Below are 11,502 nucleotides of genomic sequence, written 5' to 3' on the forward strand. Positions count from 1 at the left end.
CGTCCTCCGCTTCGCTCATGTGTGCACCGCGACGTGCTGGTCGTCGGTGAATGCCCCGTCCCGCATCGAGATGATCCGGTCGGCGACGGCGGCGATGCGGGCGTCGTGGGTGACCACGACGAGCGTCTGCCCGGCGGTGCGCAGCCCCTCGAACAGCCGCAGCACGTCCAGCGTCGCGGCGCTGTCGAGGTTGCCGGTGGGCTCGTCGGCGAGCACGACGGCCGGCTCGTTGCTCAGCGCCCGGGCGATCGCGACCCGCTGGCGCTGGCCGCCGGAGAGCTCCGACGGCAGGTGGGCGGCCCGGTCGGCGAGCCCGACCCGGTCGAGCAGGTGCAGGGCCCGCCGCCGGGCGCGGCGGGGCGCCTGCCCGGCCAGCAGCGCGGCCAGCTCGACGTTCTCGACCGCGGTGAGCTCGTCCATGAGGTGGAAGGACTGGAACACGAACCCGACTCCGTCGCGCCGCAGGCGGGCCAGCCGGCGCTCGCTCATCCCGTCGATGCGCCGCCCGGCGAGCGCGATCCGGCCGCTCGTGGGCCGCTGAAGGCCGCCGAGCAGCTGCAGGAGGGTGGACTTGCCGCAGCCGCTGGGGCCCATGATCGCCAGCGCCTGTCCCGCGGGCACGTCCAGGTCCACGTCGTCGACGGCGCGCACCAGGCTGTCGCCCTCGCCGAACCGTTTGGTGAGTTGTCGTGCCTGGATGTGGCTCATTTCCGTCCCGTCCAGGTTCGCTCGCATGCGTCCAGCCATTCGAGGTCGGCGCGCAGCCGCAGGACCACGCCTTCCAGCAGTAGCCCCGCGACCGGGTCGGCCTCGGTCAGCGCGGCCCGCTGGGCGTCACGCAGCCGGCGCAGGATCTCCCGCCGCTGCGCGTCGACGAGCGCGACCGGGTCGGCGAGCCGCGCCCGAGCGGCGGCGACCAGCTTGAGGTGGAACTCGGCGAGGTCGGGCTTCGGCCAGCTGACCTCGGCCAGCCAGGCGGCGACGCGCTCCTGCCCGGCGGGGGTGAGCACGTAGACCCGCCGGTCGGGCCGGTCGGGCAGCCCGTCGTCGTGCTGCGAGGTGACGAGCCCGGCCTTGGCCAGCCGCGCGAGCGTGACGTAGATCTGCCCGGCGTTCATCTCGTTCCCGAGCGGCCCGAGCGCCTCCCGCATCCGGCTGCGCAGCTCGTAGCCGTGCGCGGGCTCCTTGGCCAGCATGGCCAGCACCACGTCCTGCACCCCGCCCACCCTTCGCGTTGATCGCCTATAGATAACGGCTATCCAATGGCGCTGTCAACCACGCGGGGGCGCGGCGTCCTACTCCGACGGGGCCGGGCCGAGGAGCCGCATCTCCTCGATGTCCATCGCGGCCTGCAGATCGCGCAGGACGATGTCGTCGATCGTGTTGGCGTCGCGCATCGCGGTCACCGCCTGGCGTTTGCGGGTCAGGACCCTGAGGCGCAGGCGGCGTTCGAGGTGCTGCATGCGGTACGCCTCGCCGTCCTTGTGGGTCCTGGCCCGCACGTCCTGCAGGTGGTCCTCGTACTCGGCCCGCAGGCGGTCCACCATGTCCCGCGGGGCGCCCAGTTCGCGGGCGACGTCGTCCAGGGCGGACAGGCCGGCCCGGGCCGCCTCGATCTGGGCCTGCAGCGCCTCGCCGGCGCGGCCGTCGTCCGCCGTCAGGCCGGCCCACCGGATCACCATGGGCAGGGTCAGGCCCTGGACCAGCATGGTCACCACGATCACCACGACCGTCGTGAAGACGATGAGGCTGCGATCGGCGTACGGGGTGCCGTCGGGCAACGCCGTCGGGACCGCCAGCGCGGCGGCCAGCGACACCGCGCCGCGGAAGCCCGCCCAGCCGTTCGCCGTGCGGGCCTTCCAGCCGACGCGCCGGGCCCGCTGTACCGCGCGGCGATCAACGGCACGGATCACGCCCGTCATGACGTGGACCCACAGCAGCCTGACGACGATGACCGTGACCGCGGCCAGCGCCGCGATGCCCAGCGCACGCGCCGCCGAGTGCTCGATGGCCCGCACCGCGCGCGGGATCTGCATCCCGACCAGCACGAACAGGCTGCCGTTGAGCATGAACGTGCCGAGGTCCCAGAACGCGAACGCCTGGACCCGGGAGCGGGCCCGCACGACCCGCGGGCTCGCCTGGGTCAGGACCAGCCCGCCCACGACCACGGCGACGACGCCGCTCGCGTGCAGCAGCTCGGCGAGCAGGAACGCGGCGAACGGGGTGAGGATGCTCAGCCCGCCCTCCCGCCGCGGGTCGTCGAGGCGGCGCCGGACGAGGATGACCGCGCCGGCGGTGACCAGCCCGGCGAGCACCCCGCCCACGGAGGACCAGGCCAGCCGCCAGGTCAGCTCGAGCGGCCCGGGCATCGCCGCGCCGCCCAGCGTGCCGACGGCGACGGCGAACAGCACGAGCGCCGTGCCGTCGTTGACGAGGCTCTCCGCCCGCAGCGTGGTCAGCGTGCGGCGCGGCATCCGCTTGGCCAGCCCGGACACGGCCGAGGCGTCGGTGGGGGCGAGCACGGCACCGAGGATCCAGGCGGCCGCCGCGGTGACCCCGACGGCCTGCAGCGCGTACGAGACGGCGGCCATCGTGGCGATCACCAGCACCACCGCCGAGAGCACGATGACGCGCAGGTTGGCGCGGATCTCCCGCAGGCTGGTGTTGAGACTCTCCCAGTACAGGACGGCGGGCAGGAACAGCCCGAGCACCGCGTCCGGCGGCAGCTCGACCTCGGCCAGCGGCGGCAGGAGCGCCAGCAGCCCGCCGAAGAGGATGAGCAGCACGGGTGGTGCCACGCTGTACCGCCGCCCCACCGTCGTGCCGACCAGAACGGTCACGCCGAGCACGATGACCAGGAACAACGCCTCCACGGAGCCATCCTCCACCACAGCGGTCCCACATACTTGGGTCGTGGACCTTCCCGTTCTCGTCATCGACGGCGCCGAATTCTCGGACTTCGACGGCTTCGCGCGTGAGTTCTCGAAGCTGCTCGCCGGCCACACCTGGAGCGGCAACCTGGATGCCTTCAACGACATCCTCCGAGGCGGCTTCGGGACGCCTGAGGGCCGGTGGGTACTGCGGTGGCGCCACTCCGAGCGCTCCCGCGCAGCGCTCGGCTACGCGGCGACGATCGACCGCCTGGAAGGACTCCTGCGCACGGCCCATCCGTCCAACCGGGCCGCGATCCGGGCGAGGATCGAGCGGGCCCGCCTGAGCGCCGGCCCGACCCTGTTCGACGAGCTGGTCGAGATCATCAACGACAACGACGTCGTGCTCGACCTCCACTGACGGCCCAGTAGCTCACGGGTCGCAGCGTAGGCGCGAACGCAGGTGTATCGGGGCACGGCCGGGTAGGGAAAGCGCCATGAGACCGACCACGACGACGAACGCCGGGGTGCCGGTGGCCAGTGACGAGCACTCGCTCACCGTCGGGGCCGCGGGGCCCAACCTGCTGCAGGATTCCTACCTGCTGGAGAAGCTGGCGCACTTCGTGCGGGAGCGGGTGCCCGACCGGGTCTACCACGTCAAGGGTGGCGGGGCCTTCGGCTACTTCGAGGTGACCGAGGACGTCACCCAGTGGACCAAGGCGGCCTTCCTCAGCAAGGTCGGCAAGCGTACGCCCGTGCTCGCGCGGCTCTCGAGCGTCGCCGGGGAGGAGGGGTACGCCGACACCGACCGGGACGTGCGGGGCTTCGCCGTCAAGTTCTACACCGAAGAAGGCAACTACGACATGGTCGGCAACAACACGCCGGTCTTCTTCGTGCGGGACCCGATGAAGTTCCCCGACTTCATCCACTCGCAGGAGCGGATGCCCGACAGCGGCCTGCGCAGCAACAACGCCCAGTGGGACTTCTGGACGCTCTCGCCCGAGTCGGCGCACCAGGTGACGATCCTGATGACCGACCGCGGCACCCCGCGGACCTGGCGCCACATGAACGGCTACAGCAGCGACACCTACATGTGGCAGAACGCCGCCGGTGCGCGGTTCTGGGTGAAGTACCACTTCAAGACCGAGCAGGGCATCCAGAACCTGACCGACGCCGAGGCGAAGGCGATGCGCGCCGAGGACCTCGACTTCCACCGCCGCGACCTGTTCGAGGCGATCCTGCGCCAGGACCATCCGGCGTGGCGGGTCGAGATGCAGATCATGCCGTACGAGGACGCGGCCGGGTACCGGTTCAACCCGTTCGACATCACCAAGACCTGGCCGCACAAGGACTACCCGACGATCCCGATCGGGCGGATGGTGCTCAACCGCAACCCGGAGAACTTCTTCGCCCAGATCGTGCAGGCGGCGTTCGACGTCGCGAACATGGTCCCCGGCATCGGGCCCAGCCCGGACCGGATGGTGCTCGGGCGGATGTTCGCCTACGGCGACTCGAACCGGTACCGCACCGGCCCGAACTACGGCCAGCTGCCCGTCAACCGGCCGCTGAACGAGGTGCACAACTACAACAAGGACGCCCCGATGCGGTACCACCACAGCGGCAACCAGCCGGTCTACGCCCCGAACAGCTACGGCGGGCCGGCCGGCGACCCGCGGCGGTACCGCGACCCGAGCTGGATGGTCGAGAGCGGCGAGATCCTGCGCACCGCGTACCAGGCGCACCGCGACGACGACGACTTTGTCCAGCCCGGCACGCTGTACCGCGACGTCCTCGGCCCGGCCGACCGCGAGCACCTGGCGGGCAACATCGCCGCGCACCTCAGCGCCGGGGTCGAGCGCTTCATCCAGGAGCGGGCGGTCAAGGAGTACTGGAACCGGGTCGACCCCGGCCTCGGCGCCCGCGTGGCGGAACACATCGGCCTGACGGCCACGACCAGGCGATGACGGCGGGGTGCCCGCGGTGATCACCCGTGGCGTCGCCCGTGCCGGAGCGCGGGCGATGCCACGCTGGTGCGTATGGCAGGCTCCTCGGGCCGGCTCGCCGGCCAGACCGTCGTGGTGCTCGGCGGCAGCGGCGGGATCGGCCTCGAGACGGCCCGGCAGGCCCGCGCCGAGGGTGCGGAGGCCGTCCTCGTGGGCCGCGACCCGGCCCGGCTGGCCCGCGCGGCCGCCGACGTCGGCGCGACGGCCACCGCCGCCTTCGACGCCACCGACCCCGCGGCGCTGGCCCGGTTCTTCGCCGACCTGCGCGAGCCGGTCGACCACGTGATGGTCACCGCCGGCGGCAACTACTACACCCGCCTGGCCGACCTGGAGTTCGCCCGCGCCCGCCGGCTGGTCGACGAGCACCTGTGGCTGCCGCTGCACCTGGCCCGGGCCGTGACCGGCCGGGTCCGGCCCGCGGGAACCTTGCTGTTCATGGGGGGTACCGGCGGTCGCCGGCCCGGCCCGGGCATGCTCCTGGCGGGCGCGCTGACCGCGGCGATGCCCGCGCTGGTGGCGAACCTGGCGCTCGAGCTGGCCCCGATCCGGGTCAACCTCATCGCGGCGGGCTTCGTCGACACGGAGCTGTCGGCCCGCCTGCTCGGCGAGGATCTCGACCGCCGCCGCGAGCAGCTGCGCGCGACGCTGCCGATCGGCCGTGTGGTGGGCCCGGCGGACGTCGCCGCGCTGGCCGTCCTCCTGATGGCCGACACGGCCCTGACGGGCGCCACCTACGACGTCGACGGCGGCCAGCAGCTCACCTAGGCGCCCGGGACCTTACGCCGTGTCCGCGGCCGTACGCCGTGCCTGCGGCATTACGCCGGGACCGGGACCGGGACCGGAGCGGCGGCGGTGGCCGGAGCCGGAGCCGGGGCGGTGGCAGTGGCCGGGGCCGGGTCGTGCATCGGCCACGCGCGGCCGATCAGCGCGGCGGCACCGACGCCGGCCGCGGCGAGCATCAGGGCGGCCTGCGCGCCGAGGCGCTGGGCGCAGCAGCCCCAGGCGATCGCGCCCAGGCCCTGGGTGCCGAACAGCACGACCTGGTACACGGACAGGCCGCGGGCCCGCACCCAGGCCGGCAGGTGGCTCTCGATCGCCGAGTTCGTGCAGGCCAGGGTGATCACCCAGGCGGCGCCGGCGGCGACCAGGACGAGCGCCACCAGGCGGGCGTCGCGGCTGGCCGCCACGACGACCAGGGCCAGCAGGAACACGCCGGCCGAGCCGGCGATGCGGTCGCGCGGCCGGACCGCGCGCAGCCGCGGCTGGATCAGGGCGCCCACGACGGCGCCCGCGCCGAGAGCGCCGAGCAGCAGCCCGTAGCCGTTGACGCCGAGGCCGAGGCGCTGCCCGGCCAGCAGCGGCAGCAGGGCGAGCAGGGCCGAGCCGGGCAGCAGGAACAGCAGCGCCTGGCCGAGGATCCGCCGGACCACCGGGGTCCGCCGAACGTAGCCGCAGCCGACGCGCAGCGCGGCGCCGAACGGCTCCGGGCGGCGCTCCATGGCCCGCTTGCGGGCCAGGACGGGGCACGGCCGCCAGGCGAACAGGACCCCGACGAACACCAGCACCGTCACGGCGTGCAGGGCGAACACCGCCGCCGTGCCGGCCCACGCGATGACCAGCCCGGCGACGGCCGGGCCGACCGCCCGCACGACGTTGGTGCTGATCGCGCCGAGCGCGGAGGCGTGCGGCAGGTGGCGGCGCGGCACCAGGTCGGGGGTGATGGAGCCGAACGCCGGCATCGTCAGCGCCGCACCGGCGCCGATGGCGCACTGCAGCACGATCAGCGTCGTCGACGCCACCCGGCCGTTGAGCGCCAGGCCGGCCAGCACCAGGCCGACGACCGCGATCGCCAGCTGGACGCCGATGAGCAGCCGGCGCCGGTCGACCAGGTCGGCGAGCACCCCGGCCGGCAGGCCCAGCAGCAGTACCGGCAGCATGCTCGCCGCCTGCACCAGCGCGACCAGCAGACCGGTGTCCGACCGGCCGGTGGAGCCGCCCGAGATGAGCCACTGTGCGCCGACGAGCTGCATGGCGGCGCCGGCACTGGCCGCCGACATGGCCAGCCAGAGCGCTCGGAACGCGCCGCTGCGCAGCGGGGCCCACGGGGTGTTCGAGTTCTCCACGATGGCGGTGACCTTCTCCTCGGGTGCTCGGAACCGCCACCAAGACTTGCCGGGGATGCTGCGCCGAACATCGGGGTCATCGGCCGTCAGCGGCGCGGGGTTCCCCGAAGTGCGACTACCCGCTGCCCGGTAGGGAGGGTTACGCGCCGAGGGAGTGCTGGACCGCGAGCACGTCCGGACCGAGCAGCGGCGGCAGGCCGGCCACGGCGACCGGCGGGCGGCGTTCGCGCAGAGCGGTCGCGGTGTCGCGGAGGGCGACGCCGATGCGGCCGGCGTCGTGGGCGGTGAGGTCCGGGCGGCCGCCGGTGCGCTCCTGTTCCCAGCAGGCGGCCAGCATCCGGTACACGAGCCGCTGCACCGCCACCACTGCCGGCCACAGCGACTCCGCCGCGCCGCGGTGCGGGCCCGGCGCCCCGGCCGCGGTCGCGTAGACGCCGGGCAGGGTGAGCGCGCGGTGCTGCAGGTCCCGCCGCGCCGCCCGGGCCGCCGCGGTGGTCACCGCGCCGTCCGCGAGGTGGCTGAGCACGATGCCGGCGGCGTCGAGCGTGCCGGCCAGCGCCTCCGGCAGCCGCGCGGTCGCGCCCCACCGGGGGGTGACCAGGAACACGCCGAGGGCCACCGCGCAGCCGATCGCGGTGTCGACGCCCCGGGCGACCAGCAGCCCGCCGACGTCGGCGACCGGCCGCCCGCCGGAGCCGATGAGCAGCGCGATCGGGGTGATGACGACGACGGCGAGCGCATAGTTGCGCGGCACGAGCCATTCGATCGCGTACTGCAGCGCCACGATCGCCAGCACCAGCCAGAGCCCGCCGGGGTGGGCCAGGAGGAGGCCGCCGGCCAGCAGCAGCCCGGCCCACGTGCCGGTGAGGCGTTCGAGGCCGCGCTGGGCGGTGCGCGGCCAGTCGAACCCCTGGTGCAGCACGAGCACCGCCGCGGTCATGGCCCAGTACGCGTGCTCCAGGCCGAGCCCGACGGCGGCCGACCCGGCGAACAGGGCCGCGAGCCCGGCCCGCGCGGCGGTGGTGACGGCCGCGGACCCGGGCCGCAGCGCCTCGCGGAGCAGCGCCGCCGCCCCGGGCCGCCCGTACGGCAGCTCGACGGCCCCGGGTTCCTCCGGCGTGTGGTGCGGTGGGTCCCGGCGCGGCGCGTTGAGGATGTCCGCGAACGCCAGGTGCAGCGCCCGGGTCTCGGCCCGCATCCGGTCGAGGGTCGCGCTGCCGCGGGCCGGCTGCTCGGCGATGAGGACGTTCCAGGACTCGTGCAGCGCCGCGGCGGCCCGGTGCCGGGCGTCGTCCGCCTCGCCGGGCTCGGCCACGGCGAGGTCGGCGACGGCCCCGGCCGCCGCGAGGAAGGCCGCCCGTTCGGGGCCGCGCGGCCGGACCACCGCCCCGGCCAGGTGGACGAGCCAGGCGAACGCCCCGCCGGCGAGCACCAGCGCCCCGACCCGCCACGGATCGGGATGCCCGGCGTGCAGGGCGACCCCGGTGGCGGCGGCGAGCACGACGAAGTACGCGCCCGGCTGCCCCACCGGCACCGCGTTGCAGAGCAGGGTCGCCCCCGTCGCGAGGAGGGCGAGCGCGGTGACCGCCAGCCACGGCGTCCCGGCCGTCCACAGCCCGGCGAGCACGGCGAGCGTGATGGCCACGGCGACGGCGGCGAGGAGCCCGGCCCGGTACCGGTACGGCCGCCCGCTGCCGTACAGCGCAGTGAACCCGCCGATCGTGGCGGTGAGCCCGGCGGCGACGTCGCCCGCGAGCCACCCGGCAAGGGTGGGCAGTCCCATGCACACGGCCGCCCGCAGCGCGACCGGCCACCGGCGCGGCACCGGCCGCACCGCGAACAGCGTGGCGAGCCCGGCCCGCGACAGCGGCGGGGCCGGCGGGATCGGTGCGGCCATCACCGCCATCCTGCCGTACGGGGGCCGCCCTCAGCCGGTCGGTTCGCCCGCCTCCCCCGCTCGAACGAGACCGCCCGGGCCGCCACCGGCACCGGCCGGTCGGGCGGCCGTGTCCAGGGTGTAGCGGCGCTGGATCAGGATCGCCGCCAGCATGAACGCGGCCGGGACCAGTCCGAAGCCCAGCCGGACGGCCAGCAGCGCGGACGAGGACTGCGGGGCCGGGTCGTCCGAGGAGCTGGCCACGAAGCCGCCGGCGGCGAGGCAGACGGCGTAGACGTACGGGCCCAGGGCGCCGCCGAGCGCGTCGGCCGCCGTCCACACGCCGGTGTAGCCGCCCGCCTTGGCCGGGCCGTCCGGGCCGGCGGCGGCGATCACGTCCGGGACCATGGAGAACGGCAGGAGCTGCATCGCGGCGAAGGCGACGCCCAGCATCGCCACCGCCGCGACGAGGACGACGAGGCCGGCCGTCGCGCCCAACGCCAGTACCAGCGAACCTCCGACGAACGTCAGCTGGGCCGCCAGCAGGCCGCGCTGCTTGCCGAAGCGGCGGGCGAAGGCCACCCACAGCGGCGTGGTGACGATCGCCGGGGCGACGAACGCCGCCACCAGGACCGTCGTGAGGGCGGGGCGGTGCAGCTCGTACTCGGTGTAGTACGGCACGGCGGCGAGCACCAGGTGGGTGGTGGTGGACATCGCCAGGTACGCCGTGACCAGGGCGCGGAACTGGCGGTCGCGCAGGGCGGTCAGCAGTCCGCCGTGGGAGGGCTGGGCGGGCGTCAGCGGTGCAGCGCGGGTCAGGCGGGTCACGCCGGCCACGCCCACGAGCATGGCGGCCAGGGTGACCGCGCCCAGGACCACGCCCATCGTGCCGTAGCCCGCGCCGGCGAGCAGCGGGGCGGCCACGCCGCTGAGCAGGATGCCGACCGTCAGGACGACCATGCGGAACCCCATGAGGCGGGTCCGCTCGTGGTAGCCGATGGCGAGGTCGGCCGGCGTGCTGAGATAGGGGACCTGGTACGCGGCGAAGAGGAGGTTGCCGGCGATGAACGCCACCGCGACCCAGAGGGCGGCGCCGGGGCCGCGCAGTCCGGGCGGGACCGCGAACAACACCGCGAACGCGACGGCCAGACCGCAGCCGAGCAGCAGCAGCCGGCGGCGGTGGCCGTGGCGGGCCAGGTCGGCGTCGGAGCGGCGGCCGACCCACGGGTGCAGCACGACGTCGGCGATCTTCGGCACCAGCAGCGCGAACCCGGCGAGGAGGGGCGCGACGGCGAGGACGTCCGTCATGAAGTACAGCAGGAGAAGCCCCGGCACCGTGACCCACACGCCCATGCCGACCGACCCGGTCGCGAAGGGCAGGAGGCCGCGCAGCGGCAGGCGGACGTCCGTCATCGACCGCTCCCTAATCCAACGTGCGATGGATAATAGGCGACGATGGACGGCATGAACACCCCACGCCGGCGGCCCGGCCGCCCGCCGCAGGCCGACCCGCAGGCGACCCGCGAGCGGATCGTCGCGGCGGCCACCGGCCTGTTCGCCCGCCACGGCTTCGACGCGGTGAGCGTGCGGCAGGTCGCGGACGCGGCCGGCGTCGACGTGGCGACGGTGCACCACCACACGGGCGGCAAGGCGGTGCTGTACGAGGCCTGCTTCGCCCGCGTCTACGCGCTCGAACAGCGCGCCCTGGAGCCGGTACTGTCGTCGCCGACCGACCTGCACCGGGTGCTGGACGCGTTCCTCGACTTCCTGGAGGAGTGGCCGGAGAACACCGGCCTGTGGCTGCGCCGCTGGCTGGACCCGACCCGCCACCGGGGGATCGACGAGCGATACTCGATGCCGCTGTACGAGCGGGTCGAGCGCCTCCTGGCCGCGGCGGGCGAGCCGCATCCGCGCGTGGCGGTGCGGAGCTTAATCTGGGCCGTGCACGCCCACGCGGTGCGCGCGTTGCACGGCGAGGTGCCGGGGGAGGAGCGGGCGGCGCTGCGCGAGTTCGCCCACCGCTGGGTGTCCCGGATGTACGACGCTCCTTGACGCGGCGTGCCCGGGCCGGCTGCGGCCGGGCGGCTCCGGGGGCGCGCCGGGTCCCGGGGCTCCCGGCCGGTCATTTCGGACAATTCAGGCGAATGGCGGGGTCTCGCGAGCCTCGTCGCTGACCGCCTCATGATCGTGGGTTGCATCTGGTCGTCGGGACAGCCAAAACATCTCCCTCGATCATGGAGTCGGGCGAGTGCGGGCGCCCATCGGCCGCGGTGTGGCTCCGTGCGGGCCGTGATCGGCGCGGCACCTCCCAAGATCGATGGAGAGTTCTGGTCGCCATGGCAGCCGGAACTCTCCATCGATCTTGAGGGGTGGCTCGCCGGGTTCCCGCGCGAAGACGTTGGTCGATCTACCCTCACCCGCCGCGACTGGTGAGGGTAGATCGACCAACGTCTTCGAAGTGCGCGGTGGCCGAGGGCGGCGGGGTGCGGTGGCTGAGGGTGGCGGGGGTGCGGTGGTGGAGGGCGGCTGGGTGCGGCCGTTGGGTGCGGTGGCGGAGGGTGGCTGGGTGCGGTGGCGGAGGGTGGCTGGGTGCGGTGGCGGAGGGTGGCTGGGGCGGCGGAGGGTGGCTG

11 protein-coding genes are annotated in these 11,502 nt (G+C 74.6%); 5 read left to right on the forward strand and 6 right to left on the reverse strand.

Features of this window, described 5'->3' with window-relative positions; genetic code table 11:
* Window positions 1–15: 15 nt before the first annotated feature.
* The 3 genes from IEZ31_RS32910 to IEZ31_RS32920 all read right to left on the reverse strand — a co-directional run bounded on the left by IEZ31_RS32910 (window position 16) and on the right by IEZ31_RS32920 (window position 2,873).
* Window positions 16–735: an ABC transporter ATP-binding protein gene (locus IEZ31_RS32910; protein WP_229836045.1), complete on the reverse strand. Its 720-nt coding sequence runs from the start codon at window positions 733–735 to the stop codon at window positions 16–18.
* Window positions 705–1,217, reverse strand: a complete 513-nt coding sequence (locus IEZ31_RS32915) for a PadR family transcriptional regulator (RefSeq protein WP_190253935.1) — start codon at window positions 1,215–1,217, stop codon at window positions 705–707. The genes IEZ31_RS32910 and IEZ31_RS32915 overlap by 31 nt, the downstream gene beginning before the upstream one ends.
* Before the next feature lie 78 nt (window positions 1,218–1,295).
* A complete protein-coding gene (locus IEZ31_RS32920) occupies window positions 1,296–2,873 on the reverse strand; it encodes a Na+/H+ antiporter (protein WP_190253936.1) in 1,578 nt (525 codons plus the stop codon).
* Between the two features lie 40 nt (window positions 2,874–2,913).
* Between IEZ31_RS32920 and IEZ31_RS32925 the strand changes: the two genes are divergently transcribed.
* From IEZ31_RS32925 to IEZ31_RS32935, 3 genes are all read left to right on the forward strand, one after another.
* Window positions 2,914–3,291, forward strand: a complete 378-nt coding sequence (locus IEZ31_RS32925; protein ID WP_229836046.1) for a barstar family protein — start codon at window positions 2,914–2,916, stop codon at window positions 3,289–3,291.
* Window positions 3,292–3,367: 76 nt separating this feature from the next.
* Window positions 3,368–4,834: a catalase gene (locus IEZ31_RS32930; protein WP_190253938.1), complete on the forward strand. Its 1,467-nt coding sequence runs from the start codon at window positions 3,368–3,370 to the stop codon at window positions 4,832–4,834.
* Window positions 4,835–4,906: 72 nt separating this feature from the next.
* On the forward strand, window positions 4,907–5,638 hold the full coding sequence (locus tag IEZ31_RS32935) for an SDR family oxidoreductase (RefSeq protein WP_190253939.1): 732 nt from the start codon (window positions 4,907–4,909) through the stop codon (window positions 5,636–5,638).
* A gap of 50 nt (window positions 5,639–5,688) precedes the next feature.
* Here the strand turns inward: IEZ31_RS32935 and IEZ31_RS32940 are convergent, their stop codons facing one another.
* The 3 genes from IEZ31_RS32940 to IEZ31_RS32950 form a co-directional block, all read right to left on the reverse strand.
* The gene (locus tag IEZ31_RS32940; protein ID WP_190253940.1) at window positions 5,689–6,996 is read right to left on the reverse strand and encodes an MFS transporter; all 1,308 of its coding nucleotides are present in this window, start codon (window positions 6,994–6,996) and stop codon (window positions 5,689–5,691) included.
* 139 nt (window positions 6,997–7,135) lie between these two features.
* Entirely contained in the window at window positions 7,136–8,893 is a 1,758-nt protein-coding gene (locus IEZ31_RS32945; RefSeq protein WP_229836047.1) for an FUSC family protein, read from the reverse strand.
* 30 nt (window positions 8,894–8,923) lie between these two features.
* Window positions 8,924–10,285 (reverse strand): MFS transporter, encoded by a 1,362-nt coding sequence (locus IEZ31_RS32950; protein ID WP_190253941.1) that lies wholly within the window; start codon window positions 10,283–10,285, stop codon window positions 8,924–8,926.
* Between the two features lie 51 nt (window positions 10,286–10,336).
* Between IEZ31_RS32950 and IEZ31_RS32955 the strand changes: the two genes are divergently transcribed.
* Window positions 10,337–10,924 (forward strand): TetR/AcrR family transcriptional regulator, encoded by a 588-nt coding sequence (locus IEZ31_RS32955; protein WP_190253942.1) that lies wholly within the window; start codon window positions 10,337–10,339, stop codon window positions 10,922–10,924.
* A gap of 228 nt (window positions 10,925–11,152) precedes the next feature.
* Window positions 11,153–11,305, forward strand: coding sequence for a hypothetical protein (locus IEZ31_RS32960; RefSeq protein ID WP_190253943.1), 153 nt, complete (start codon window positions 11,153–11,155; stop codon window positions 11,303–11,305).
* The last annotated feature ends 197 nt before the right edge of the window (window positions 11,306–11,502 follow it).

It is taken from the genome of Dactylosporangium sucinum (genome assembly GCF_014647515.1).
Lineage (GTDB): Bacteria > Actinomycetota > Actinomycetes > Mycobacteriales > Micromonosporaceae > Dactylosporangium > Dactylosporangium sucinum.

Excerpts from the sequence above, each read along its gene's own strand:
- IEZ31_RS32955 (WP_190253942.1), top strand. The coding sequence starts at position 10,337 with ATGAACACCCCACGCCGGCGGCCCGGCCGCCCGCCGCAGGCCGACCCG.
- IEZ31_RS32910 (WP_229836045.1), bottom strand. The coding sequence starts at position 735 with ATGCGAGCGAACCTGGACGGGACGGAAATGAGCCACATCCAGGCACGA.
- IEZ31_RS32945 (WP_229836047.1), bottom strand. The coding sequence starts at position 8,893 with ATGGCCGCACCGATCCCGCCGGCCCCGCCGCTGTCGCGGGCCGGGCTC.
- IEZ31_RS32935 (WP_190253939.1), top strand. The coding sequence starts at position 4,907 with ATGGCAGGCTCCTCGGGCCGGCTCGCCGGCCAGACCGTCGTGGTGCTC.
- IEZ31_RS32950 (WP_190253941.1), bottom strand. The coding sequence starts at position 10,285 with ATGACGGACGTCCGCCTGCCGCTGCGCGGCCTCCTGCCCTTCGCGACC.
- IEZ31_RS32930 (WP_190253938.1), top strand. The coding sequence starts at position 3,368 with ATGAGACCGACCACGACGACGAACGCCGGGGTGCCGGTGGCCAGTGAC.